This is a genomic window from Microvirga brassicacearum (genome assembly GCF_008757455.1).
Lineage (GTDB): Bacteria > Pseudomonadota > Alphaproteobacteria > Rhizobiales > Beijerinckiaceae > Microvirga > Microvirga brassicacearum.
In genome coordinates this window covers 64036-90050 of sequence record NZ_VCMV01000021.1, presented here as the reverse complement: position 1 = coordinate 90050, position 26015 = coordinate 64036, and the positions used below count along the sequence as shown (strand labels likewise).

The following is a 26015-nucleotide window of genomic DNA, read 5'->3' as shown; positions in this document are numbered from 1 at the left end:
ACGGACGGTGAGGTTGTTTGCCAGCAGCGCTCTCACGATGGCAAGCGCCGGCAGAACCGGAACATTGGGGCCGTCGCCGGCTTCCGCCACCAACGACCATTCGGCCTCGACCGCTATGCCATCACCATCTACGCCCGTTGCCGAAACGCTCATGCCGCCGCGGTCGCTACCGAACGCCGCGACGCTGTCGGCGACCCGCCCCAGGGGATAGGCGTAAGAGCTGAGCGACTGTAACAAGCCCAAGCGCACCGCCTGCATGAGGACGTATAGGCCGAGATGCAGGGCGGAGAGTTCAAGGCCGGCGCGAAAGATCGCCGTTTGCACGGTCGGGAAGCGCGCCGGCACGAGATCGAGATCGGGCGTCTCGCAGAGCGACAGCCAGCGCCGGCCGAGACCGGGCATGTCTCGCCGCACCAATTCGCTCCAGCCGGGCCGTGTCGTCCACGCACCATTGCGCCGCAGCCGCACGGGCCTGCCCACATAGCTCAGGATGGCCTTCAGGACGGAACGGCCGCGTGGCGCGCGGTTGCCGGGCGAGATGGCGATTTCCACCACATCCACCATCCGCCAGCCGCGGGTTATATCATCGAGCACCGCGTGCGAGAGCGCCGGCGTGGAACTGGCGCCAGCCACGGCCAGGACACCGGCGGTGCGAGCGGCCGCGTCAAGCTCTGGAAACGCCGCAACGAAATCGCGTGCATCGGCGATGTCCACATAGTGGCACCCGGCCGCGATCGCCGCCTTGGCGACGCAAGGCTCCGCGCCCTGAAAGGGTCCCGCGGCATCGATGACGCAGAATGGGCCGAGGGCTTGGATCGCCGGCCCCGTATCTGCGCGGTCGAACGTGGCGGCGCCGATTCTGAGCGGACCGTAAAGCCGCACGAGGGCTGCGACGATTGATCGGTGTCGATCCGAGCGACCCGCCACCACCACCCGGCAGGCGGTCGTTGCGAGCAGAGCTTTCGTCAACCGGAGCCCGAAGGCACCTGCACCGCCAATGACGAGAATCGTTGCGGGAGGCACACCGGTCCCAATGCTGTCGACCACTTCGCATCCCTCCTGAGAACAGGAGGAACTTTATTACATCGGATCGAGAGAATTCAAAAACCGGCTACCGTTCCACCACCACCCGCGTCCCGATCGCCACATGGTCGTAGAGATCCAGGATGTCGGCATTGAGCATGCGGATGCAGCCATAGGAGGCGTAGGTGCCGATGGAATCCGGCCGGTTGGTGCCGTGAATGGCGTATTCGTCACGATCGAGGGTGAGGGCGCGTACGCCCATCGGGTTGTTGGGTGCGCCGCCGGGAATCACATTCGGCAGACGGGGATTGTCCCGCTTGACGTCCCTTGGCGGCGCCCAAGCAGGCTTGACGTATTTGCCGTCGATGCGCGCCTCGCCGAACCATTGCTTGCCGGGCTTGCCGACGGCGACCCGGTAGCGCAGCGCGGTGCCGTCGCCGCGCACGAGATAGAGCCGCCGCTCCCCGGTCCTGATCAGAATGGTCCCGGGCGCGATGCCGGTCTCAAAGGGGACGAGTTCCCGCGCGAAGGCGCTGCCGCCCGTCGGGACGAGGAGCAACGCCACCAGAAAGCCCGTTCGCAGACGCATGTCTCAACCCTCCTTGTGGATTGAGACTCCATTGGAACGGCTACGGTTCCGTCGCAAAATCAGGAGATCAGATGACCGGGTCCCAACCCAGCATGCGGTCTGCCGAATTGTGAGCAGCCGTGTGAGGCGTGCGGTTGGTCATGCGCGCATAGAGGCGCTTCACGGTGACACTCGCGCTGGTGACGCAGAGAAACGGCAGAAATGCGTGGACGAGCGCTGCCAGACCCGCAGCCAGCAGTGGCCCGGCGAAGCTTAACGCGACACCCATATGCTCGAAATAGGACTCGCCCACGGCGTCGGGGTGTTCGGTAAACAGCTTCTTCAGGGACATAGTGGCCTCCATTGCGGCCGCATAGTAGCGTTCAAGGCTCGAAGCCTCAAGCCGCAGCGCCGATCAAGCGCATGGTTTTCCTTCGCAGCGTCGGGACACGACGTGGGTGGCCGGGTCAAGCCCGGCCATGACGGCGTGTGTATGCTGAGATCTTGCCTCAGGCGGTCGCGACGCGCTTGTTCTGGCGGTTGGACACCAGATCATCCACCACGGTTGGATCCGCCAGGGTCGAGGTGTCGCCCAGATTGCCGAACTCGTCCTCGGCAATCTTGCGCAGGATGCGGCGCATGATCTTGCCTGAGCGGGTTTTCGGCAGGCCGGGGGCGAATTGCAGGAGGTCGGGCGACGCGATGGGGCCGATCTCCTTGCGGACCCAGGCGACGAGCTCCTTGCGCAATTCCTCCGACGGCTGCTCTCCCGCCATCAGCGTCACATAGGCGTAGATGCCCTGGCCCTTGATGTCGTGCGGGTAGCCGACGACGGCCGCCTCGGAGACCTTGGCGTGCGCCACGAGAGCGGATTCGACTTCCGCCGTGCCCATGCGGTGACCCGAGACGTTGATGACGTCGTCGACGCGGCCGGTGATCCAGTAATAACCATCGGCATCCCGCCGGCAGCCGTCGCCGGTGAAATACTTTCCCGGATAGGTGGAGAAATAGGTCTGCACGAAGCGGTCGTGATCGCCATAGACGGTGCGCATCTGGCCCGGCCACGAATCGGCGATCACCAGATTGCCCTCGGCCGCACCCTCGAGCACCTTGCCGTCCCCATCGACAATCTGCGGCACGACGCCAAAGAACGGGTGCGTGGCTGAACCGGGCTTGAGTTTCGTGGCCCCTGGAAGCGGCGCGATGAGGATGCCGCCGGTTTCCGTCTGCCACCAGGTATCGACGACCGGGCAGCGGCTGTCGCCGACGACACGATGGTACCATTCCCACGCTTCCGGATTGATCGGCTCGCCGACGCTGCCGAGCAGGCGCAGGGACTTGCGCGAGGTCTTCTTTACTGGCTCCTCGCCCGCCTGCATGAGGGAACGGATGGCGGTCGGCGCGGTGTAGAAAATGTTGACGTTGTGCTTGTCGATGACGTCCCAGAATCGGGAAATCGACGGATAGGTCGGCACGCCTTCGAACATCAAGGTCGTGGCGCCATTCGCCAGCGGTCCGTAGAGAATGTACGAATGCCCGGTGACCCAGCCCACATCGGCGGTGCACCAGTAGATGTCGCCGTCATGATAGTCGAAGACGTATTGGTGCGTCATGGCGACGAAGACGAGATAGCCGCCGGTGGTGTGGAGCACGCCCTTCGGCTGACCGGTCGAGCCCGAGGTGTAGAGCAGAAACAGCGGATCTTCCGCGTTCATCTCCTCGATCGGGCATTCATGGGTCACCATTTTGGCAGCTTCGTCGTAATAGACGTCGCGACCGGGAACCATGTTGACCGCAGCACCGGTGCGGCGCACCACCAGAACGTGATCGACATTGCCGACCCGCTCGATGGCGGCGTCCACGTTCACTTTCAGCGGGACCTTGCGGCCGCCGCGCAGGCCTTCATCCGCCGTGATGACGAATAACGATTTCGCGTCGGCAATTCGGCTTGCCAGCGAGTCGGGCGAAAATCCGCCGAACACCACCGAATGGATGGCGCCGATTCGCGCGCAGGCCAGCATCGCGTAGGCGGCCTCGGGAATCATCGGCATGTAGATGGTGACGCGGTCGCCCTTGGCGACGCCGCGATTGCGCATGACGTTGGCCATGCGGCAGACTTCGTCGTGCAATTCGCGGTAGGTGATTTTCTTTGATTCCGACGGATCGTCGCCTTCCCAGATGATCGCGACCTGATCGCCGCGCGTGTCGAGATGACGGTCGATGCAATTATACGCCACATTGGTGATGCCGTCCTCGAACCAGCGGATCGAGACGTTGCCGGGGCCGAAACTGGTGTTCTTGATCCGGGTCGGCTCCCTGAACCAGTGAATGCGCCGGGCTTCCTCTGCCCAGAAGGCATCGGGGTTCTTCACCGAGGCCGCATATTTCGCCTGGTATCCCGCCTCATCCAGATAAGCGCGACGGCTCCATTCCGCCGGAACGTCGTAAATCTTCTCTTCCATAGCGCGTCTCCCAGACCTTTGCGAGCTACTTTGCCCTAGCTTTACGGAAAGAGCGAGGCTGCGGGCAAGGGCGGCAGGCTCGGACTTTGGTCGTTACGGTTAGCGACCAAACCAGCCGATCACGGCTCCTTCGACCAGAAGCACGGCCAGCCAATGGCCTGAATCAATGACGGTGAGCATCGGGCGCGCGCCGCCAAAGCCGTGATTGACCACCATGCTGGTGGCGACGAATCCGAGCCACGCCATGAACGCGACCGCCATGCCATGAGCGACATCGACCGTTCCAATCTGGACGATGAAGCCGGCGAGCACGACGGCCATTACGAGTTCGGCGAGGAACGAGGTGACGAAGGGCACTATCGAGGGTTTGCCGGAAGGGCCGACAAGCTCCTCGCGCGTCTTGCCGATGGCTGCCATCCAAGGCTTGGCCAGCCCCATGTACCAGACGGCGCCGACGAGCCACGCAGCGATCGCGGCGAGGAAAACCGACAGGGCACTGATGCCGGTGAGCGACATGGTCAATCCTTCTGCTTGAGCCCGCCCATCCGGCAGATGATTGCCCATTCCGCATCCGTCACAGGCTGGACCGACAGGCGGGAATTGTTCACGAGGATCATGTCCTTCAACTTCGGCTCGACCTTGATTTCCTCGAGAGTGACGGGGCGTTTCAAGGGTTCTACGGCCCTGATGTCGACCATGCCGAACTTGCCGGTCGGGTCGGTGTGATCGGGGTAGTATTCCTTGGTCACCTCGACGATGCCGACGATCGCCTTGCCCTCGTTCGAATGATAGAAAAAGCCGCGATCGCCCTTTTTCATCGCCATCAGGTTCAGCTTGGCGGAATGATTGCGAACGCCGCTCCAGAACGTGCCTTTCTTGCCCGCCGCCACCTGGTCGTCCCAGGACCAAGTGGAGGGTTCGGATTTGTACAGCCAATGCGCCATTGCGGTCCTCACTGCTCGGATTTGACAGGACGGTTCATGAGCGAGTCCACGGCTGCATCGATGGTGCAGAGGCCGCCCAGCACTTGATCGACCGCTTCGGCAACCGGCATGTCGACGTTGCGGGCGCGCGCCAGCGTCACGAGGGCGTGGGCGCTTGCGGTCCCCTCCACGAGTTTGCCGGCGGCGGCATCCTGCAGGCTCATGCCATGCCCGAGCCGCAGGCCGAATGCGAAGTTGCGCGACTGCGCGGACGAGCAGGTGAGTACGAGATCGCCGAGGCCCGAGAGACCCATCAGCGTTTCGGCCTCGCCCCCATAGGCGCGGGCAAAGCGCAGCAACTCGGCAAAGCCGCGCGCGATCAGGGCGGCCTTTGCGCTCTCACCCAGGCCGCGCCCGGCGACTGCTCCGCACGCGATGGCCAGCACGTTCTTGGCAGCGCCACCGATCTCGACGCCGCGCAGATCGGTGCCGTGATAGACGCGGAAGGTCGGACCGGAGAGGACCGTTGCGAGTGTGCGCGCGAGCTCCCCGTCCCGGCATGCCAGCGTCACCGCTGTCGGCAATCCGCGCGCCACATCGTCGGCGAAACTCGGGCCGGACAGAACGGCGACCGGCGCATCGGGGCGGACATCCTCGACCACGTCGCACAGAAAGGCGTTCGTTTCCCGCTCGATTCCCTTGGCGCACAGCACCAATGGCGTGTCGGCGGGGAGGATTTCGGCAAGCTGCCCTGCCATCGTCCGCGTGGTTTGGGACGGTGTGACGAGCAGAACCGCCGCGGCCGAAGTCAGCGTGGAAAGGTCGGCGATCGGGCGCACCCGGTCATGCAGGCGAATTCCGGGCAGGAAGCGTTCGTTGGTGCGCGAGCGGGCAATGGCCTCGGCCTGTTCGGCGGTCCGCATCCAGAGGATCACGTCCTGGCCGGCAGCGGCCGCTACGTTGGCCAGCGCCGTGCCCCAGGCGCCCGCTCCAGCGATGCCGATGGGAGCGGGCATCAGGCCTTGGCTCCAGCCTCGTCGCGAGTCGAATCGAGCGGCCAGCGCGCCCGCGCCGGAGCCGAGATGTCATCGACAAGACCCAGCCGAAGGCGTTCCAAGCCGGCCCAGGCGATCATCGCGCCATTGTCGCCACAGAGGGCCAGCGGGGGCGCCACCATGCGCAGCCCCGTCTCGACCGCCATCCGCTGCAGCGCTTCGCGCATCGCCTGGTTGGCGGCGACGCCGCCCGCCACCACGATCGCCTTTGGATCGCCCGCGATTTCGCGAAATGCGCGCAGACCGACCCGCGTCCGGTCGATCACCATATCGACGACGGCGGCCTGGAAGCTGGCGCAGAGGTCGGCGACATCGCTCTGGGTCAGGGGCGCGATCTTCTCCGCTTCGAGCCGCAAGGCGGTCTTCAACCCGGAGAGCGAGAAATTCGGTTCGGGCCGGCCCATCAGCGGGCGAGGCAGGTTGAAGCGCTCCGGATTGCCCTTTTGCGCTTCGATTTCCACGTGCGGACCGCCCGGATACGGCAGGCCGAGGAGCTTCGCCACCTTGTCGAAGGCCTCGCCGATGGCATCGTCGATGGTGGTGCCGATGCGCACGTAATCGCCGACGCCGCGCACGGCGACGAGTTGGGTATGGCCTCCCGAGACCAGAAGCAGCAGATAGGGGAACCCAATGCCGTCGGTAAGGCGCGCGGTGAGCGCATGGGCTTCGAGATGGTTGACGGCCATCAGCGGCTTGCGCGTCACGAGCGAGATGGCCTTGGCGGTGGTGAGCCCGACCAGCACGCCGCCGATCAGGCCGGGACCGGCCGCGACCGCGATGCCGTCGAGTTCCTTGACGGTGCAATTCGCATTCTTGAGCGCCCGCGCGATCAGCCGATCGGTCACCTCCACGTGGGCGCGGGCGGCGATCTCCGGTACGACGCCGCCGTAGCGCGCGTGCTCGGCGATCTGGCTCAGGACCTCGTTGGACAGAATCTCGCCGCGTCCATCAAAGCCGCTGCTCACCACGGAGGCGGCGGTCTCGTCGCAGGTGGTCTCAATCCCGAGAATACGCATGTGGCTTTTGGCGTCCTTCGAGCTGATCTTTCGGGCTTCACGACCCGCGTCTCCTCCCCCTATAGTCCGCCCCGCGCTCGGAGATCAAACGCCGATCCTGCTTTTCATCGGAGAACACGCCCAGAATGCCCGATCCTTCCCGCCTGATCATCGGCACGAGAGGCAGCCCGCTGGCTCTTGCACAGGCTCATGAGACCCAAAGCCGCCTGATGATCGCGCATGGCTGGTCCGACGAACGCTTGCCGCTCGAACCGATCAAGACCACCGGCGATACGATTCAGGATCGTGCCCTGTCGGAGGCCGGCGGCAAGGGGCTCTTCACCAAGGAACTCGATCTCGCGCTTCTCGCGGGCGCCATCGATATCGGCGTTCATTCGGCCAAGGATCTGCCGACGAAGCTGCCCGACGGGGTCGTGATCGCCGGCTATCTGCCGCGAGAGGATGTGCGCGACGCGTTCATCAGCCGCGACTTCAAGAATATCGGCGATCTTCCCCAAGGTGGCATCGTGGGCTCCGCGTCCCTGCGGCGACAGGCACAGATTCGCCGCCTGCGGCCCGATCTGCAGGTGACGCTGTTGCGTGGGAACGTGCAGACGCGGCTGGCAAAGCTCGAACATGGTGAAGTGCACGCAACCTTGCTGGCGATGGCCGGCCTGCGCAGGCTTGGGCTGACCGACCACGTCACGACGATTCTCGACACCGACGATTTTCTTCCCGCGGTCGGACAAGGCGCCATCGCCATCACCATCCGGACGGATGACGCCGACATTCGCAAGTCCCTCGGACCGATTCTCGACGCCCCGACGGGATACGCGCTCGCAGCCGAGCGTGCGTTCCTGACCGTGCTCGATGGGTCCTGCCGGACGCCGATCGCCGGGCATGCGCGCCTCATCGGCGACCAACTGGAGCTCCGTGGGCTGGTGCTGCGTCCGGACGGATCGGAAGCCCTCGATGTGCTGCGGCGCGGCGCTGTTGCGGATGCGGCGGCGCTCGGGCGTGAGGCCGGACTCGATCTTCGCGGCCGGATGCCCGCCGGGTTTCTGGCGCCCTGATGCACGTTCTGGTCACGCGCGCGCCGGCCGATGCTGCACGGACTGCGACCGAGCTGGAAGCACTGGGTTTTCAGGCCGTCCTCGCACCGGTGACGCGGATTGTCGCGACCGGGGTGACGCCACCGACAGGGCTGTGGAGCGCACTCATCGTCACCAGCCTGCATGCGGCGGAGGCGCTGTCTCTGCTGCCCGACCGTAGCATCCCGGTCTTCGCCGTCGGGCCCCGGACGGCCGAGGCGGTGCGGGAGGTCGGTTTTGCGCACATTCGCATTGCGGAAGGCGACGCCATCTCCCTGTCGGCGCTGATCCGTGGCCAACTCGCACCTGCTGCGAGCCTCCTGCACATCACCGCGCGACACCACAAGGAGGAACCTGCCGCCTCGCTGCGCGCCGCCGGCTACTCGGTCACGCTGTGGGAAGCCTATGAGGCGGAGGCAGTCGAGAGCCTGCCGGCAACTGGCAAGGATGCCCTGCGGGCCGGCCGAATCGCTGCCGTGCTCCATTACTCGCGCAGAAGCGCCGAGCTCTTCCTGGGGCTTGCGACGGACGCCGACCTGATCGCCTCGCTCCGCGCCGCGCAGCATCTCTGCCTCTCGGACGATGTGGCCGAACCCTTGCGCGCTATGGATTTGCAGGTCCGCGTGGCCTCTACGCCGGACGAGCCGGCGCTGCTCCGGCTGCTCGCCCGATGAGGCGTTTATCGCTTCTTTGACAAACTCGGCTTACATCTAGCGCTGTCCGGCCAGATCGGCACGATCCGGCCGGCACGACCTTCGCTCGGGGTCTCGCTGTCTCGAGCCATGCACCAGGAACGAAACACTGCGCTCAAGCTTGCCCTATTTTAATACCAAGAGTGACCCGTGACCGATCAATCCAATCCTTCCGCTCCCAAAATCCCGCGCAAGAAGCCCCGTCGCGACCCCGCGACCATCGACCTGCCGTCGAAAGTGGTCGAAGAGAGCCGGCAGCCGGAGGAACCGAGTGCGAGCGAGGCGGAGCGGATCAGGGAAGCGGTTGCGATCGAGATGGCGGCTTCCGCTCAGCCTGAGCCTCCCATGGGCGGCGACATTGAGCCGCCCGAAACTCTCGCTGGATCGGGTGACGATTTCATCGAGAATCCGAGGCATCCCGGTGGTCCGTCCTCCCGCGCGACCTCCTTCGCGCCCTTGATCGCCGCGGCGCTGCTAGGCGGCGTGGTGGGGGCGGGCCTTTTGTTCGCGTTGCAGGGCCTGCAGGCGCCGCCCGAGAATCCGCGCCTGACGGTGCTTGAACAACGGGTCGCCGCCCTGCCGCAGCTGGGTGCACAGGCCGGGGCGGTGCAGGCTTTGTCGACGAGAATCCAGGCTCTGGAAGCCGCCCGGGCGACGACGGAGCAACGGCTAGCGGCGGCGCAGAGCGCGGCCGAACAAGCCCTCAACCGGCCTCCTGCGCCTGAATCCGGCTCTCAGGATCAAGGCGCCGTCACAGATCTCGCGCAACGCCTCGCGGCCCTCGAGGGACAGCTCCAGTCGAGCCAGCAGGCATCGGCCGATGCCCGTCAGGCCATCGAGACGCAAGTCGCGGATCTTTCGAAACGCGTCTCGCAAGGCCCCGACGACAGCACCAGGGCGGTCGTCCGAATGATGCTGGTGCAGCGTCTGGGTGACTCGTTGCGCGCGGGAAGTCCTTACGGAGACACGCTCCAGGCCCTGCGCACAAATGGCGCCGATGCCGCCCGCCTTGCCGCCCTGGAGCCTTTCGCCGAGAAAGGCGCTCCCACCGCGACCGCCCTGGCGCGCAGCTTCGAGCCGCTCGGCGCGGCGATCCTTCGCGACGACCGCGCGGCTGCGGGAAGTTTCACCGATCGCCTCCTGCGGATGGCCGACAGGGTGGTCACCATCCGGCCCGTCGATGAGCCCGGCGCCAAAGACGTGCCGAGCCTCATTGCCCGGATCGAGCAGGCGCTCGAACGTGGCAATGTCCAGGAGGCGGTGGCGGCCTGGGAGGCGCTGCCCGAACCTGCGCGACGGCTCTCGGATGAATGGGCCGCACGCGCCAAGGCAAGGGCGTCGGCCGATGCCAGCGCTCAGGCGATCGCCAACGACGCCGTCGCGGTGCTGACCCGTCCGGCACAATAGGTCGAACGTCATCGGCGGTTCGCAAGCCGCGAGCGAATTGTTTAACTGATCTGTCGTGTGCAGGGAGCCGGTTCGGGTCTTTCCAGACGATGCTCTAAAAGGACAAAGCCAGCATGTGGCGTGCTCTCGTTTTCCTCGGTCTTCTCTGCGTCGCAGCCTTTGGTGCGGTCTGGCTTGCGGATCGTCCCGGCACCGTGCTGGTGACCTTCGGCGGCTATGAGTTGCAGACCTCCGTTGCGGTCGCGACGATTGCCCTGGTGGCGCTCGCGCTGGCGCTGGCGCTGCTTTGGGCCGGGATCACCGCGCTCCTCCGCCTTCCCTCGCGCCTGACCTTCGCGTCTCGGGCACGACGCCGCGCACGGGGATATCAGGCCGTCTCCCGCGGCATGGTCGCCGTGGGAGCAGGCGATCCCATTGCGGCACGGCGATACGCGAGTGAGGCCGAGCGGCTTCTGGGCCGTGAGGCCCTCACCCTGCTGTTGAAGGCGCAGGCGGCCCAGGTTTCGGGCAACCGGGCGGCGGCGGAGGCCGCCTTCACCGAGATGATGGACGAAGACGAGACCCGCGTCCTCGGCCTGCGCGGCCTCTTCGTCGAGGCGCGCCGCCGTGGCGATGCGGATGCGGCCCGCGAATATGCCGGTGAGGCGATCCGCATCGCACCCGCCGCCACGTGGGCGAGCGACGCGGTTCTGGAGGCGCGGTGTGCCGATCGGGACTGGCGTGGCGCGCTCGAATCGGTCGAGCGCCGGGCCTCGCTCGGGCTCCTCGACAAGCCCACGGCCCGACGCCACCGCGCCGTGCTGCTTGCGGCCGACGCGCTCGATCGCGCCGAACACGATCCGGAGCGCGCGCTCGCCAGCGCCCAGGACGCCGCGCGGCTTGCGCCCGGCCTCGTTCCAGCCGCGGCTCTGGCCGGACGGCTCTTGTCGCGCAAGGGCGATCTCCGGCGCGCCGCTAAAATCATCGAGGCGGCCTGGCGGATCCAGCCGCATCCGGATCTGGCGGAGGTCTATCTCAATCTTCGCCGCGGCGATTCCGGCCTCGACCGCCTCAAGCGCGCCGAGACTTTGTCCAGAATGTCCCAAGGATCGGCGGAGGGCCGTCTGGCGGTCGCCCGTGCGGCGCTGGAATCGCGGGAATTCGGCCGCGCCCGCGATGCGCTGGAGCCGCTGCTGGCGGAACGGCCATCCATGCGCGTCTGCCTCCTGATGTCGGATCTCGAGCAGGCCGAGCATGGCGCCACCGGCCGGGGACGCGAATGGCTCGCCCGCGCCACCCGTGCGCCGCGCGACCCCGCCTGGATCGCCGACGGGATCGTGTCGGATCAATGGGCGCCCATTTCCCCGGTCACCGGACGTCTCGACGCCTTCGTCTGGCAAGCGCCGCCGGACGTGCTGGTGGCGCCCGAACTGACCATGAGCGACGACGTAACGGCAGATCTCGACGATGAGCCGAGGGCGCTTCCCGTCGCGGATGAAGCAACGACCGTGTCTCCGGCGCCGGTCGAGCCTGTCGGCGGCGGCGCTGAACCGCCGAGCGAGGCCGCGCCCGAGCCACCGAAGCCAAAGCCGCAGCCGGTCGTGTTTCCAGCCGGCCCGCCAGATGACCCCGGATTGCGCGACGAACCCACCACACGTCGCAGCTTTTTTGGATAGGCCGTGGGGCGAGCGTCCCTTGCCAAGCGCCGGCCTTGCGGCTATGAGGTCGCGCTCCGCCCCGCGATGGGCGCGAGGCCGCAATAGCTCAGCTGGTAGAGCACCTCATTCGTAATTAGCTGCTCAGGCGCTAAAAACGTTTAAGATGCAACGGGTTGGGTTACCGTACAGAATTATAGTAGGGTCTTAGTAGGTCCTGCGCCGCAATAGCTCAGCTGGTAGAGCACCTCATTCGTAATGAGGGGGTCGGGGGTTCGAATCCCTCTTGCGGCACCATTTCTCCCAATCATTTTGAGATGCTCCCCGCCAAGGTCTAGCCATCAGCGGGCTGGTGAAGGCGGCTGTGACCAATCGCCGAGGTTCCCGTCCGGGCACGGCCGGCGATGATCGCGCGAGCGGGATGTGCTTGACCGGGAGATGCGCAGGGCTCCTCATCGACTCTACCGTGTCGCTTGCAAAAAGCGGACAATCGGATCACCGAGAGCGTAGTTCGAAACCGCTTCGGCTATGCCGTGAGGAGAAGCTCGACAGCATGAATCTTCGCTTTGTGGAAACCTTCCTGTGGGTCGCGCGGCTGGGGAGTTTCAGCGCCGCAGCCGAGCGACTCAACACGACGCAGGCCGCCATTTCCAACCGGATCGCCACCCTCGAGCGGGATCTCGGGGTGCGGCTTTTCGAGCGCGATTCGCGCAGCATCCGGCTCAGCGCCGTCGGTCAGCAGGCCGTGAGCAAGGCAGAAGAACTGGTTCGCGTCGCCAACGCGTTCCGGGAGGCGGCCAGCGATCCGACCTCCTTGCGGGGTTCGATCCGCATCGGCACCATCGATTCCATCGTGCATGCGTGGCTGCCGCAACTGATCGAACGGATTCGCGAGCGCTACCCAAGCGTCGCGATCGACCTCAACACCGATACGAGCCTCAACCTCTCGCGCGAAGTTGCCGACCGGAGGATCGATCTCGCGTTGATCATGGGCCCTGTCATGGACCCGGACCTCGTCAACCTCGACCTGTGCACATTTGCCTGCACCTGGCTCGCAAGCCCCAAGCTGCATCTTCCTGCCGAACCGCTGAGCCTGGCGGAGATCGCACACCACCCCTTCCTCGCTTATTCGAAGGACAGTCTCCCGCATCACCGGGTTTTGAGGCTGCTGGCGGATGTCGGGATCGAGGACCCGACGATCTACAATTCCAATTCGCTGGCGACGATCATCCGGCTCGCCAAGGACGGAATCGGCGTGACGCCGCTCCCGACCGTGATCGTCCGCGACCACCTCGAGGCCGGAACTCTGGTCGCGTTGGACGTGCAGCCGGCTTTCCCCCCGCTCGTCTTTTACGCCGTCTATTCCGACCACCCTGACAACCTGATCCCGGCCGTCGTTGCCCGGATGGCGCAGGAAGTTGCGCGGGGCTTCTCCGAAGCGCAGACTGATGGCGCGTCATGGTAGCGGGATCGAGGGCAGCTATAACGTTCTGTGATGGATCGGATAACGAAAACTTGGGCTCCAGCCAAAGTATTTCGCGTTTGTGAAATTGTCCCCCGGACGCTCTGTTCGCTTTCTGTTTTTCAAGGAGGCCGGGACGTGAAAGTCAGTCTAGTTCAGATGAATTCGGGCAGCGACAAAGCGGAGAATCTCAAGACCGCTGCGGCGTTGATCGACAAAGCCGTGAGGGATGAGGCGCCCGATCTCATCGTTCTGCCGGAATACTACGCGTTCCTCGGCGAGGGCCGGGAGAACATCCACGCGAGCGCCGAGACTTTTCCCGATGGCGAATCCTACCGGCTGATGTCGGATCTCGCCGCTCGTCACAAGGTGACGATCCATGCGGGAAGCGTGGTCGAGCGCGACGGCAACAATCACTACAACACCACGCTGGTCTTCGGTCCCACCGGCAAGGAGATTGCCCGCTACCGCAAGATGCATCTCTTCGATGTCGATATCGCGGGCGGCATCAGCTACCGGGAATCCGACACCATCAGCCGGGGCGAAGAGGTCGTGACCTACAAGGTCGGCGACACCACCGTCGGCTGTGCGATCTGTTACGATATTCGTTTTCCCGAATTGTTCCGCAAGCTCCGCGACAAGGGTTCCGACGTCATCGTCCTGCCGGCGGCTTTTACGCTGATGACCGGCAAGGATCACTGGGAAGTTCTCGCCAGGGCGCGCGCGATCGAAACGCAAACCTACTTTCTCGCGGTCGGCCAGGTCGGCTCTCATTCGGGCGGCAAGAAATGGTGCTGGGGCCACACGATGGTCATCGATCCCTGGGGTCACATCGTTGCGCAATGCTCGGATCGCGTGACCACCACGACGGCGCGCCTGGACCTCGATTACAACGGCTTCGTGCGGGCAAACGTGCCTGTCGCGCAGCACCACGTTCTGGCTTGAGGAGGCCCGCTCATGTTTATCGTCAATGACATGCCGGCGCAGATTTCTTCGGAGCTCGTGGCCCTGCTCGAAAAAGTCGAGACTGCCACCGTCGGCCACTTCCTGCATTCGGGGTTCGTGGACCGGGAATTGCGCGCCGTCCTGCCCGAGAAACGCGTTGCCGGAACGGCCGTCACCATTCGGCTTCCCCACGCCGACAGCACCGCTCTGCACTACCTGACGAAGTTCGTTCGTCCCGGCGATATCGTGGTGGTGGAACGCTGCGGCGACACACGCCATGCCTGCTGGGGTGGCGTCATCACGCATGCGATGAAGATTGCCGGCGTGAAGGCCGGAATCGTCGACGGACCGGCGACGGATTTTTCCGAAATCCGCAATGTCGAGATGCCGATGTGGTGCCGCGGCCCGTCGCCGATCACCACCAAGATCCTCGGGCTGGAGGGCGCCATCAACGTGCCCGTCACCGTTGGCGGACAGGTGATCGAACCGGGCGATGCGGTGCTTGCGGATGAGAGCGGCGTGATCGTGTTGAAACCGTCGCAGGCAAAGGCCGTCGCCGAGCGCGCTCTGGGCATGCAGGAGGCGGAAATCAAATTGCTTGAGCGCCTTCGGAACGGCGAGAAGCTGCCCGACATTTCCGGCGCCACCCGCCTCGTGGAAGAGAAGATTCTTCGCGTCGCCTGACGCGGAGGTTTCGATCAAAAAACAGAGGGAGATAAAAACGATGTCGAAACTGTGCACGCTGCTCGCCGTCTCCGGCGTGGCGCTGGCGATCTCTTCGCCGGCCTTCGCCGAAACCGTCACGCTCGCCGCCTATAGCGGCATCTTTCAGGACCATTATACCAAGGCGGTCGTCGAGCCGTTCATGAAGGCGAACCCGAACATCAAGATCGAGTTCTACGGCATGCCCAACTCGGCGCAGATGCTCGGGACCTTGCGTGCGCAGAAGGCGGCGCCGCAGATCGACATTGTCATCATGGATGTTTCCGTTGCCAAGGCGGGGACCGACGAAGGCCTGTTCGACAAGATCGACGAGAGCGTTTCCAAGAATGTCGCCGACCTTTATCCCGCCGCCCGCGCCGAGGGCGTCGGCGGCGTCGCGGTGACGTTCGACAATCTCGTTCTGCTCTACAACAAGGAGCAGGTGAAAACCGCCCCCACATCGTGGAATGCGCTGTGGGACAAGCAATATGCCGGCAAGGTGACGATCCCGGCGGTGCCCGATATTCAAGGCACGACCCTGACCATCATCGCCAACAAGATGGCCGGCGGTGACGACTATAAGAAGAGCGTGGAGGCGGGCATTAAGAAGCTCGGCGAGCTTGCGCCGAATGTCCAGACCTGGGACCCGAAGCCTGACGTCTACACGCCCATCGCGAACGGGCAGGCGGCGCTCGGCATCGGCTGGAATGCGCGCGCGCAGGTCTATGCCGACACCTCCGGCGGGAAACTCGGCGTCGTGCTGCCGCAGGAAGGCAGCGGCTTTCAGATCAACATGATCAATCTGGTGAAGAACGCACCGCAAAGCGCCGCTGCCAAGACCTTCATCGACTACGCGCTCAAGCCGGAAACGCAGGCCGCATTCACCGAGGAGATGTTCTACGCACCGACCAATTCCAAAGCGAAGATCTCGCCGACGGCTCTTTCCCGCACGGCGGCTGGCGCTATGGACAAGATGATCGCTATCGATTGGATCGCAGTCGCGGGCATTCGCGATGCCATCACCGAGCAATGGCGCCGTCGCATCATACCTCTCAGCCGGTAGAGCCTCTTCGTTGAGACGCATCCGGCGAACGAAGTTCGTTTCCCGGATGCGTTCCAGAACAGACTTGCCGCAGCCTCGATGGCTGCAGGGAGCACGCAATGATGCAACACAAGAATCTCTCGGCGGCGCCCTCGGCGTCGACCGAAAGCAACGCGCACCTCCGCCTCGACGGCCTAACGAAACGCTACGGCGAATCGTTCGCCGTCGCGTCCCTCGATCTCGCGGTGCCGAAGGGAGAGTTGGTGGCTCTCCTCGGCCCTTCCGGCTGCGGCAAGACCACGACCTTGCGCATGGTCGCGGGGCTGATCACGCCGAGTGAAGGACGGATCGTCGTCGGCGGCAACGACATCACCGCCATGCCGCCCTATCAGCGCGATATGGGCCTAGTCTTTCAGAGCTATGCGCTTTTCCCGCATATGAGCGTGGCCAAGAACGTCGCGTTCGGGCTCGAAATGCGGAAAGTCCCGAAGACCGAGATCGCCACGCGCGTGAAAGACGCATTGGCGATGGTCCGCCTGGAGACGCTGGCCGAACGCAAACCGCGCGAGTTGTCGGGCGGGCAGCAGCAGCGGGTCGCGCTTGCGCGGGCGCTCGTCATTCAGCCCTCCATCCTGTTGCTCGACGAACCGCTGTCCAATCTCGACGCCAAACTGCGCGACGAAATGCGTAATGAGATCCGCGACATTCAGCAAAACCTCGGCATCACCGCGGTCTTCGTCACGCACGATCAGGTCGAGGCCCTGAGCATGTGCGACAAGGTCGTCGTGATGAAAGCCGGCAAGCTCGAACAGATCGGCACCCCGGTCGAGGTCTATGAGCAGCCCGCGTCGCCCTTCGTCGCGTCCTTCGTCGGGCGCACCAATCGGCTGGAGGGAATGGCCAAGGGCGACGGCACCATTCAGGTGGGTACGATAGCACTCAAGGTGCCGACGCGCACCCGCGGCCCGGTTGACATCATGATGCGCCCGCACCGCATCCGGCTTCTCGAGGCGACGCGGGATCCGGCCGACGACAGCACCAACCAGATCCACGGCACCATCAAGCGCGTCACCTTCGTGGGCGATCTTCTGCAGTATCATGTGGATGTCGAAGGCTCCGAGATCATTGTCGAGGCCGCATCCGATCACGGTCGCGGAATCCGCAATGTCGGGATGCCGGTGACGCTTTCCTGGCGGGTCGAAGACACGATGGTGTTCGGGAGGAGCGCATGAGCACCGCCGCTGCCGCGCACCCGCCCTATTCCATGCCGCGGGTGACGCTTGGCAGAGCCGGCACCGCGACCCTGCTGTTGCTGCCGATCGCGCTCGTCAACGCCATGGGATTCATTGTCCCGGTGTTGAACCTCCTGCGCATGTCGTTCTACGAAGCCCTGGCCGGAGGCGGCATTCGCGAGACATTCACACTTGCGAGCTGGAGCGGGCTGTTCCGCGACGCCTTCTATGTCGATCTGATTGTCAATTCGATTGTCGTCAGCCTGTCGATCACCTTCGCCACCTTGCTCGTGTCCTACCCGATCGCCCTTTATCTGCACCGCAGCAGCGGCCGCTGGCGGACGTTTCTGACCGTGTTGGTGATTTCGCCGCTTCTCACGTCGGCCGTGGTCCGCACCTACGGCTGGATCGCATTGCTGGCCGATCAGGGCCCGATCGTCGGTTCGATCGCGGCGCTTGGTTTTACGCCGCCGCGCCTGATGTTCAACACGACCGGAGTGGTCATCGGCCTCACCGAAATTCTGATGCCGTACATGATCCTGTCGCTTCTCGCCGGGTTCGGGCGTCTCGACCCGCGCGTGGAGGAGGCCGCCATGACGCTTGGGGCGCGCCCGAGCCAGACGTTCTGGCGCGTGATCCTGCCGCTGACGGTGCCGGGGATCGCGCTCGGCTGTCTGCTCTGCTTCGTCCTTGCGGTGTCGTCCTTCATCACGCCCAAGCTGCTCGGCGGCGGGCGGGTCTTCCTGCTGGCGACTGAAATCTACGACCAGGCGATCGTCACATTGAACTGGCCGCTCGCCGCCACATTGTCGATGCTGGTGCTCATCATTTTCGGCGCCGCACTCGCCGTCTATGCCCGCGTCCTGCGGGTCATCGAATAGGGGGCCGTGATGGAAGCCGGTCAGACATCCGTGCCGATGAAAATCGTCGTTTTCATCCTGTTTCTCTTCCTGCTTGCGCCCGTCTTGCTGGTGATACCGATCTCGTTCAGCGGCGAGCAGATTTTGACGTTTCCGCCAGCGAGCTGGTCGTTTCGCTGGTACGTTGCGCTGACGCAAAACTCGGCGATGATTTCCGCTTTCTGGACCAGTCTCCTGCTCGGCACGATCGTCACGGTGCTGTCGCTCCTGGCTGCGATCCCGGCCGCCTACGTGATTGTTCGGATGCGCACGAAAGGCTCCGAGTTCCTGTACAACCTCTTTACCGCGCCGTTGCTGCTTCCCACGATCGTGCTCGGTCTCGCGATCCTGATCGTGTTCGCGTCCGCCGGCTTCCTCGGTAGTTTCTGGGGCTTGGTGATCGGCCATCTCGTCATCACGCTGCCCTATGCGCTGCGCGTGCTCGCAACGACGCTGGGCAACATTTCGCTTGCCTGCGAAGAGGCGGCATCGACCCTGGGCGGGCGGCCGTTCACGGTCTTCCGGCGCGTGACATTGCCGATGATGGCACCCGGGATTGTCGCTGCGACCGCGCTCTGCTTCCTGGTGTCATTCGACGAGGTCGTGATTACGCTGTTCCTGACCGGGCCGCGGCTTACCACCTTGCCGGTCGAGCTCTTCCACCATGTCGAGAGCCGGGCCGACCCTCTCGTTGCCAGCGTGTCGGTGCTGCTGATCCTGCTGACGCTCGCGGTGGTGATGGTCGTCGACCGCAGCGTCGGATTGTCGAAAACCTTCGTCAAATAGGTGGCGCGGCACCCGGCGGCCATCCTGGGTGGATCAACGCGGACGCGGTTCACTTCGCGTGGTGAGCGCCGAGAGAGCCTCCATCAGCCGCGTCTTTGCCCGCTCGACGCCGCTCTCGTCGAGCGCATCGAGGTCGAGGAAGAGGTCGAGACCGCTCGAGTGCTCGCTGATCACGGGAGTGCCTTGTGCCATTTCCCCTAAGAGACCTTCCACTTCGTAGGGAACCACCTCGCGGCTTATCCCTTTCATGGCGATGGGAGGCAGGGGACGGGCCCGGACCATCTCGCGAACCAGCGCGTAGGTCTCGAAACTCAGGCAGATTCCGCCAGGCTCGGTAATCGCCTGAAGGCGAGCCGCCAAATTCGCCTCGGCTCCGATGATCGTGTAATCCATTCGGTCATCACTGCCGAAATTCCCCACGTTGCAGAATCCGGTATTGATGCCCATTCGGGCCCGGAACGGCTGTTCGATCCCGCGCTGGCGCCATTGGCTGTTCAACTGCTCCAGCCGCCTCTGCATATCGACCGCCATGCGCAGGCACGCCTTTGCGTCCTCGGCCACCCCTTTTGTCTCCGGGTCTCCGAAGAACACCAGCACGGCGTCGCCGATGAACTTGTCGACCGTGCCCCCGTGGGCGAGGGCGATCTTCGACATTTCGGTGAAGTATTCGTTCAGAAGGCCGGTCAGGTCTTCGGGCTGCAGCCGCTCGGAGATGGCCGTGAAGTCTTTGATATCGGAGAAGAAAATGGTGAGTTTCTTGCGCTCGGTGGCGATTGTGACGTCCTTCTGGCCGCTGAAGATGCTCTTGTAGACCTGTGGCGACAGGTACTTGGCAATCTTCAATGAAATTCCTGCCAGAAAGTCGTTTGCTTCGGTGAGTTCGTGGTTCATGTCGCGGACGAGAGCAGATTGTCGGCGTTGGAGGATGATGAACGTCAAGCCCGCGATGGCCGCGAGAATGAAGTAGAGAATCAGATACTTGAAAGAAAGAATGTTTGCGGCGATCGGCTGGATGACCGAAATCTCCTGAATTCCGCGCACGTCTCCCACCTTCCAGTCCCTTTTCGGGCTGTCTGGATGGGAATTGTGACAAGCCACGCACACCTGACCCATGATCACGGGAGCGGCAGCACGCACATGCCGATTGAGCGAACCGGAAACCTCGACGATCGATGCTTCCGGATCCGCCCGAAAACTTGAAATCGCCTTTTGTTCGAAAGCATCGAGTTGATGCGGCTCTCGTCCTCGGAAGGGAAGATCCGAAATGAACCGATATTTGACGGAGCCATCATGCGCGCTGATTCGCTTGCCGAGCTCGATCGAGAGGGTTGCGGGAATCGGAATGCCGCCCGGCACCTCCCGGTAATTGTGCGTCGGCGTGGCGGAACCTTTGGATTCCAAGACCCGTGCGACCACATCGCTGCCGTAGAACCCGCGCATGTCGTCGATAATTCGACTGATCTCTTCAGCTTGCGTGCGCAGCATCCGCTCCGACAGGTCGCGCAGGTCGAGCCAGGCTGCGATCGGCAAACCGATCAGCCCTACGACGACTGCCGTGATGAGGAGGGGGCCGATCCGTTGTTGGTGCCGCGCGACCCGCTCACCCAATCTCGCCATGACTCAGTCCCGTCGCCTGTCCAGCTGGGCTTTGGCTCGTTCGGCGGTCAGTATAGCACCAGTCTTTCCAACGTGCGGTTTAGTTGTGGTGCGCTCGACAGGGGGGTGGCCCACGGAAACATTCTTGTGAAATAGGAAACTTGACCGAAGAGGCATCGGACAATCCGGCACCATTCAACGCGGCAGTCATCAGCTCCGCTTTTCTGCATTCCAATCGCCGGAGCAGACGCGCCCGCCGGACGTCGTCCACGTACCGGTGCCGAATTTGCCCGAAAGCCGGCCCGTGACGTTCGCCCTGTCCTGGCCTCGCGAAATACTGGCGGACACGGAGCCGTTCGGTCGAACTTGGCCTCGGATGTCGAAGTTCTCCGGTCCGCCGTAGCGGGCGCGACCGTTCTGAACGATGACCGAATAGCGATACGCCCGGTCACAGGCGCCTTTTTCAGTGACGACCTCGACGCTCCAGGTGCCGTCGAACCTGGTGCTTTGAGCAACGGCCGAAGCTGGAGCGAGTGAGCCCGCGATGAGCGCCAATCCAAGCCACGGTTTGGGAGGCATCGAACCCTCCAACATCAGAAGACCGTAATAACGTGCACGTCTCCGAGCGGTTCCGGCTTGTCCGGCGCCAGGAGCCACCCCTCTCAGAAGCCGTAATAGGGCGGGATCTTCCAGTAATCGTGCACTTCCTGCTCGCGCTTGCGGTCGCGCCAGAGTTTCTCGTCACCGCCAGGAGCCCCGCTGAGTTGCGCCTCCGTAATGTCGGTGCGATACCCACCGAGACTGGTGTCATAGTGGAGTTTCTCCCAAGGGATCGTGTGCGCCTGAGCTCCAATTCCGAGAAAGCCCCCGAAGGTCATGATGGCATAGACCACGCGCCCGCTGACCTTCTCGATGATCAGGTGCTGGATCGTCCCGATGTGCTTGCTCGTGGAGTCATAAACCGGCGTTCCTTCGACCCGGCTGCTTTCGATGAGCGGATGAACGGGTGTTGTCGTGTCCGGTGCTGTCGATTGCGCCATGGCGAATCCTCCTGCACAGGCAGAATGACCTCAAGGTAAATCCCGGCGAGGCAGGAGGAGTTCCGCGCCCGCGCCGTCGCGACAGGAGACGTGCCCAACCTGCCGCGGATTGCGGCATCCTCCCTTTGTGGCCCCCCTTTGTTGTGGCTTGACAGAGATTCTCGATAGGCAGAGCCTTTTGTTGCTGCATTGAGGCAGCATGCCGGCGTTGCTCGGCATATTCGTGCTGAAGGAGGTTCACCATGGAACCACCTGGACGCTCTACCGCGACGACCGCTGCGGCAACCGAACGGGCTGCAGCGTAGCGGAAGTTTACGGGCGCCATGCCGGGAGTGCCTTTGCGAGCCGCGCACCCGCAGCACGGCACTGCCGGCATGAATCCGTATATCCCGATCGACGCTTTGCGTCGGCAGAAGGAGAATCCTCATGCGCGTTTTGGTCATAACGACTGCAATACTTTTGGCCACGGGGGGCAGTTCGCTGGGCCAGGAGCATCGGGCCGCTCATGCGATGCAGGCTGACCAGTTGCAATGGATGCCGGCCCCGCCCGTTCTGCCCAAAGGCGCTCAATTTACCGTCCTGTCAGGGGATCCGGCCAAGGCCGGGCCCTTCACAATCCGGCTGAAGGCACCCGCCGGCTACAAGATTCCGGCACACAATCACCCGACAGCCGAGCGGGTAACGGTTATCTCGGGCAATTTCCATTTTGGCATGGGCGACAAGCTCGACGAGGCTAAAGCGGACAAATTGGGCACCGGCGGGTTTGTCGATCTGCCAGCCAGCATGAACCATTATGCGTTCATGAGCACGGAGACCGTTGTGCAAATCGACTCGGAGGGGCCGTTTGTCATCAAGTACGCGAACGCGGCGGACGATCCGAGCAAATCACAGTGAGAAGCTGGTCAGCAAGACGTTGAGGGAGGCCGCCATGCCCAAGTTCGTGATTGAACGGGAAATGCCGGGGGTCGGCAGGTTGTCGGATGAAGATTTTCGCGACGCGGCTCAAAAATCCTGTGATGTTCTCCTCGCGCTGGGGCCCGAAGTGCAGTGGATCGAAAGCTATGTCACCGGCGACAAAATCTATTGCGTCTACCGCGCTCCGAATGAGGAACTGATTCGCGAGCACGCCGAGCGCAGCGGTTTTCCCGCCAACCGGATCAGCAAAGTCGAGCGCGTCATCGATCCCGTTACCGCCGAGACCTGACGGGAAGGCTGGGTTACTGCGGCATGACAATAGTGAGGTATGGCGCTTTGGCCTTTTCGGTCGGACCGGTCGGCGCAGGCACTTGATTGGGGACCGGCTTCAGGGACTTGAGGTATCCGGCAAGCGCCTTGGCGTCTGCGTCCGTCAGCTTTGAATAGGCGTGCGATGGCATCGCAGCGGCAAGTTGGCGTCCATCAGGCCGGACGCCGCCTCGAACAGCCTTGATGATGTCGTTCTCGCTCCACTTGCCCAGTCCGGTTTCGGGATGAGGCGTCAAATTCGGCGGGTGGAAAATTCCCAAGCCCGGAATCTGGAAACCGGCTTCGGATCCGGCGAGGGGCCGCTCGTTGTCGGGTTTTCCGAACAGAGCGCCAGGTGTATGGCAGCCGGCACAATCCATGATCGCCGCCAGATATTCGCCCCTGGCTGGCGCGCTTTGGGCGGCGGCCGATGTGACGCCTGCAACCGCAAGAGATGCCGCCAGCATCGCTTTCAAAACATAATGCATATCCTGCCTTCCTTGTGAAACTCCGTGTCGAGAATGCGGATATTGTTTCGTCGCGCAAGAGAAAATCGGTATAGTCATGATGGGCATCCGGTTCCGAGAGCGGCAATCGCGCGAAATACTCCCGCGTCGCGCAGGCCGCCGAGGAGAGGTTTTGCCCGGCCGGAATCCGGATTATCATCTACGAAAGACCTCGCTTGTTGCGCGTCTTGCCCTAGGGTGAGGGCGTACAAACTGCGGACTGCGTTGAGGCGGGTCCCCCACAACGCTCAGGGCAGAGACAGCAAACAGTGCCAGACGGTATCGGTTTTTCAGTGCTCAACAATGTTCCGGCATTGATGGCTTACGCGGATCGGAACGAGCGGTATCGATTCAACAACAATACTTATCGAGAGTGGTACGGGGTCGAGCCGGAAGCCATTTTCGGGAAGACGATTCGCGCGGTTGTCGGCGAGGCGAATTACGCCCGGTTAGATGGCTATATCCAGCGGGTACTCGCGGGCGAAGCGATCATCTACGAGGAAGAACTGAAAACCGTCGGCCGACCCCGTTACGTGCAGGGCAGCTACTCACCCGATTTCGCGCCTGATGGCTCGGTGCGGGGCTTCTTCATTCTCGTCCTGGACATCAGTGAGCGCCGTGCGCTGGAGCTGCGGTTGACGGAGAGCGAGGCTCGCTTTTCAGGGGCATTCCAATCGGCCGCCATCGGCATGGCGATCGTCAGTCCGGAGGGTCGCTATCTCCAGGTGAACGCGGCCCTTTGCCGAATGCTCGGTTATACGGCGGACGAGTTTCGCGCCATGTCGTTCCAGGACATTACCCATCCGGACGACCTGGCGGGCGATCTGGCTCTGAGCGACGCAACGCTCGATGGTCGGTGGTCGATCTATTCTGTCGAAAAGCGCTATCGGCACAAGAATGGCTCCGACGTGAGCACCGTGCTCAGCGTATCGCTCGTTCGCGACGAGGCGGGCGTCCCGCTCTACTTCGTCTCGCAAGTGCAGGACATTACGGACCGCAAACTCGCGGAGGAGAGGCTCTTCAGGGAACACGAGCTTTCCGAGGTGACGCTCAGATCCATCGGCGACGCGGTCATCACCACCGACGTGACAGGCCGCATCACCTATCTGAACCCCGTCGCCGAAACGCTGACGGGATGGTCGCTCGATGAGGGGTGCGGAAAAAACATCGACGAGGTGTATCGGGCGATTTCCTACGATCAGGGCGGGCTGGTCCTCAATCCGGTGACCATCGCGATGGAAGAGGATCGCGTCGTATGGCTCGGAACCAACACCACGCTTCGGCAGCGGCATGGAGGAGAAGTACCGGTCGAGGATTCGGCGGCACCCATCCGCGATCGGTCCGGTGCCGTGGTCGGTGCTGTGCTCGTCTTCCATGACGTGACGCAGCAGCGGGCGCTTGCGAGCCAGATGGCGCACATGGCGCATCATGACGCGCTGACCGATCTCCCGAATCGAACGCTGTTCCGGGATCGCCTCGAACAGGCGGTGAGCCAGGCGCAGCGCACCGGTGGAGAACTTGCGGTGCTGTTCGGCGATCTCGATCGCTTCAAGCACGTCAACGATACGCTTGGCCATGCAGTGGGCGACCAGGTGATGGTCGAGGCAGCCAATCGGCTGAAGCATTGCATCGGCGAGGGCAATACCGTCAGCCGTTGGGCTGGAGACGAATTCGGCATTCTTCTGCCACGGGCGGACACATCGGCCACAACGGTGAACGACCTTGCTGAGCGCATCGTCTCGGCGCTCGCCGAGCCAATCCACGTGGAGGGCTATCCCGACCCGGTCGAGATCGGGATCTCTCTCGGCATCTCGCTTTATCCGCTGGACGCCAGCGACAGCGATGCGTTGATGCAATCCGCGGATGTTGCGCTCTACGACGTGAAACGCAATGGCCGGGGCAGCTATCAGTTCTTCTCCGAGGCGATGAACGAGGGCGCTCGCGAGCGCGTGGGGATGGAAGCCATCCTCAGGCAGGCGATCCGAAACGAGAACCTCGAGCTGCAATATCAACCGCGAGTCCGGCTGTCGTCCGGGCACGTCACGAGCCTCGAGGCTCTCGTGCGGCTGCGCCACGGCGGTGAGCAGATCTCCCCGACGCGGTTTATTCGCATCGCCGAGGAAAGCGGCCTGATCAGTCTGGTGGGGCATTGGGTCATCGAATCGGTTTGCCGCCAGCTTCGCGCCTGGTCCGGCACCGGCCTGCGCAACCTCAGGGTGTCGATCAACGTCTCGCCCATGCAGGCGCGCCGCGAGGATTTCTCCGCTACGCTGTTGGCCGCAACCCGGCGGCACGGCATCTGTCCGTCGCAGATAGAACTGGAAATTACCGAGAGCACGCTGGTCGAGCCGAAACAGCGCATCACGGCCAATCTCAGCAAGTTGCGGGAGGCGGGTTTTACCGTGGCGCTCGATGATTTCGGCACAGGGTATTCAAGTCTGTCCTATCTCAATCGCCTGCCGATCGACACGCTCAAGATCGATCGGACATTCGTCACCGATAGCGGCTCGCTGGAAGGCGGCGCCGTCGTCGCGGCGATTGTGGCGCTCGGAAAAGCGCTCGGAAAAGGCATCGTGGCGGAAGGCGTCGAGACGCAAGAACAGCTGGATTGGCTGCGGACCATCGGATGCGACGAAGTGCAGGGCTTCCTGTTTGCGCCGCCACTCGAGGTCCGCGATCTTGAGGGCGTTCTGCGCGCCGGCGGACTTCTGCCACGGGACACGTGAGGCCG

Annotated in this window: 25 protein-coding genes, 1 tRNA gene and 1 pseudogene; 15 read left to right on the top strand and 12 right to left on the bottom strand. The window is 63.6% G+C overall.

Annotation, left to right across the window (positions count from 1 at the left end; translation table 11 throughout):
• Nucleotides 1-690: 690 nt before the first annotated feature.
• From FEZ63_RS26220 to tsaD, 8 genes and pseudogenes are all read right to left on the bottom strand, one after another.
• A pseudogene (locus FEZ63_RS26220) lies at nt 691-1023 on the bottom strand (saccharopine dehydrogenase NADP-binding domain-containing protein); the annotation flags it as partial.
• An 88-nt stretch (nt 1024-1111) separates the two neighbouring features.
• A complete protein-coding gene (locus FEZ63_RS13780; protein WP_150945395.1) occupies nt 1112-1612 on the bottom strand; it encodes a L,D-transpeptidase in 501 nt (166 codons plus the stop codon).
• Nucleotides 1613-1679: 67 nt separating this feature from the next.
• Entirely contained in the window at nt 1680-1943 is a 264-nt protein-coding gene (locus tag FEZ63_RS13775) for a DUF6356 family protein (RefSeq protein WP_150945393.1), read from the bottom strand.
• 157 nt (nt 1944-2100) lie between these two features.
• Nucleotides 2101-4053, bottom strand: a complete 1953-nt coding sequence (gene acs, locus FEZ63_RS13770) for an acetate--CoA ligase (RefSeq protein ID WP_150945391.1) — start codon at nt 4051-4053, stop codon at nt 2101-2103.
• Between the two features lie 99 nt (nt 4054-4152).
• Entirely contained in the window at nt 4153-4569 is a 417-nt protein-coding gene (locus FEZ63_RS13765; protein WP_150945389.1) for a DUF1761 domain-containing protein, read from the bottom strand.
• A gap of 2 nt (nt 4570-4571) precedes the next feature.
• Nucleotides 4572-4997, bottom strand: a complete 426-nt coding sequence (locus tag FEZ63_RS13760) for an EVE domain-containing protein (RefSeq protein WP_150945387.1) — start codon at nt 4995-4997, stop codon at nt 4572-4574.
• An 8-nt stretch (nt 4998-5005) separates the two neighbouring features.
• Nucleotides 5006-5992, bottom strand: a complete 987-nt coding sequence (locus FEZ63_RS13755) for an NAD(P)H-dependent glycerol-3-phosphate dehydrogenase (protein ID WP_150945385.1) — start codon at nt 5990-5992, stop codon at nt 5006-5008.
• The gene (gene tsaD, locus FEZ63_RS13750) at nt 5992-7047 is read right to left on the bottom strand and encodes a tRNA (adenosine(37)-N6)-threonylcarbamoyltransferase complex transferase subunit TsaD (protein ID WP_150945383.1); all 1056 of its coding nucleotides are present in this window, start codon (nt 7045-7047) and stop codon (nt 5992-5994) included. Before tsaD ends, FEZ63_RS13755 begins: the two co-directional genes overlap by 1 nt.
• 125 nt (nt 7048-7172) lie before the next feature.
• Here tsaD and hemC point away from each other — a divergent pair, with 125 nt between their 5' ends.
• The 12 genes from hemC to FEZ63_RS13690 all read left to right on the top strand — a co-directional run bounded on the left by hemC (nt 7173) and on the right by FEZ63_RS13690 (nt 18918).
• Nucleotides 7173-8099: a hydroxymethylbilane synthase gene (gene hemC / locus FEZ63_RS13745; protein ID WP_150945381.1), complete on the top strand. Its 927-nt coding sequence runs from the start codon at nt 7173-7175 to the stop codon at nt 8097-8099.
• Nucleotides 8099-8791, top strand: a complete 693-nt coding sequence (locus FEZ63_RS13740; protein ID WP_150945379.1) for a uroporphyrinogen-III synthase — start codon at nt 8099-8101, stop codon at nt 8789-8791. The genes hemC and FEZ63_RS13740 overlap by 1 nt, the downstream gene beginning before the upstream one ends.
• Nucleotides 8792-8959: 168 nt before the next feature.
• Nucleotides 8960-10216, top strand: coding sequence for a COG4223 family protein (locus FEZ63_RS13735; RefSeq protein WP_150945377.1), 1257 nt, complete (start codon nt 8960-8962; stop codon nt 10214-10216).
• Between the two features lie 113 nt (nt 10217-10329).
• Nucleotides 10330-11871 (top strand): heme biosynthesis protein HemY, encoded by a 1542-nt coding sequence (locus tag FEZ63_RS13730; protein ID WP_150945376.1) that lies wholly within the window; start codon nt 10330-10332, stop codon nt 11869-11871.
• Nucleotides 11872-12071: 200 nt separating this feature from the next.
• A tRNA-Thr gene (locus FEZ63_RS13725) sits at nt 12072-12147 on the top strand.
• A gap of 256 nt (nt 12148-12403) precedes the next feature.
• Nucleotides 12404-13315, top strand: coding sequence for a LysR family transcriptional regulator (locus FEZ63_RS13720; protein WP_150945373.1), 912 nt, complete (start codon nt 12404-12406; stop codon nt 13313-13315).
• A gap of 135 nt (nt 13316-13450) precedes the next feature.
• Complete coding sequence (locus FEZ63_RS13715; RefSeq protein ID WP_201274172.1) at nt 13451-14257, top strand: carbon-nitrogen hydrolase family protein; 807 nt, start codon at nt 13451-13453, stop codon at nt 14255-14257.
• Between the two features lie 12 nt (nt 14258-14269).
• Nucleotides 14270-14941: an RraA family protein gene (locus FEZ63_RS13710; protein WP_150945369.1), complete on the top strand. Its 672-nt coding sequence runs from the start codon at nt 14270-14272 to the stop codon at nt 14939-14941.
• A gap of 40 nt (nt 14942-14981) precedes the next feature.
• A complete protein-coding gene (locus FEZ63_RS13705; RefSeq protein WP_150945367.1) occupies nt 14982-16022 on the top strand; it encodes an ABC transporter substrate-binding protein in 1041 nt (346 codons plus the stop codon).
• A 98-nt stretch (nt 16023-16120) separates the two neighbouring features.
• Nucleotides 16121-17233, top strand: a complete 1113-nt coding sequence (locus FEZ63_RS13700; RefSeq protein WP_150945365.1) for an ABC transporter ATP-binding protein — start codon at nt 16121-16123, stop codon at nt 17231-17233.
• A gap of 32 nt (nt 17234-17265) precedes the next feature.
• Nucleotides 17266-18114 (top strand): ABC transporter permease, encoded by an 849-nt coding sequence (locus FEZ63_RS13695; RefSeq protein WP_150945607.1) that lies wholly within the window; start codon nt 17266-17268, stop codon nt 18112-18114.
• A 9-nt stretch (nt 18115-18123) separates the two neighbouring features.
• Nucleotides 18124-18918, top strand: a complete 795-nt coding sequence (locus FEZ63_RS13690) for an ABC transporter permease (protein ID WP_150945363.1) — start codon at nt 18124-18126, stop codon at nt 18916-18918.
• Nucleotides 18919-18951: 33 nt separating this feature from the next.
• On the opposite strand, the gene FEZ63_RS13685 is transcribed toward FEZ63_RS13690, so the two are convergent.
• The 3 genes from FEZ63_RS13685 to FEZ63_RS13675 form a co-directional block, all read right to left on the bottom strand.
• The gene (locus FEZ63_RS13685; protein WP_150945361.1) at nt 18952-20535 is read right to left on the bottom strand and encodes an adenylate/guanylate cyclase domain-containing protein; all 1584 of its coding nucleotides are present in this window, start codon (nt 20533-20535) and stop codon (nt 18952-18954) included.
• Between the two features lie 189 nt (nt 20536-20724).
• Complete coding sequence (locus tag FEZ63_RS13680) at nt 20725-21093, bottom strand: hypothetical protein (RefSeq protein ID WP_150945360.1); 369 nt, start codon at nt 21091-21093, stop codon at nt 20725-20727.
• Nucleotides 21094-21176: 83 nt separating this feature from the next.
• On the bottom strand, nt 21177-21554 hold the full coding sequence (locus FEZ63_RS13675; RefSeq protein ID WP_150945357.1) for a PRC-barrel domain-containing protein: 378 nt from the start codon (nt 21552-21554) through the stop codon (nt 21177-21179).
• A 426-nt stretch (nt 21555-21980) separates the two neighbouring features.
• Between FEZ63_RS13675 and FEZ63_RS13670 the strand changes: the two genes are divergently transcribed.
• Complete coding sequence (locus FEZ63_RS13670) at nt 21981-22448, top strand: cupin domain-containing protein (protein ID WP_150945356.1); 468 nt, start codon at nt 21981-21983, stop codon at nt 22446-22448.
• A gap of 34 nt (nt 22449-22482) precedes the next feature.
• A complete protein-coding gene (locus FEZ63_RS13665) occupies nt 22483-22758 on the top strand; it encodes a DUF4242 domain-containing protein (protein WP_150945353.1) in 276 nt (91 codons plus the stop codon).
• A 13-nt stretch (nt 22759-22771) separates the two neighbouring features.
• Here the strand turns inward: FEZ63_RS13665 and FEZ63_RS13660 are convergent, their stop codons facing one another.
• Entirely contained in the window at nt 22772-23266 is a 495-nt protein-coding gene (locus tag FEZ63_RS13660) for a c-type cytochrome (RefSeq protein WP_150945351.1), read from the bottom strand.
• Nucleotides 23267-23553: 287 nt separating this feature from the next.
• On the opposite strand from FEZ63_RS13660, the gene FEZ63_RS13655 reads away from it, so the two are divergent.
• Nucleotides 23554-26010 (top strand): sensor domain-containing protein, encoded by a 2457-nt coding sequence (locus tag FEZ63_RS13655; RefSeq protein ID WP_150945349.1) that lies wholly within the window; start codon nt 23554-23556, stop codon nt 26008-26010.
• The last annotated feature ends 5 nt before the right edge of the window (nt 26011-26015 follow it).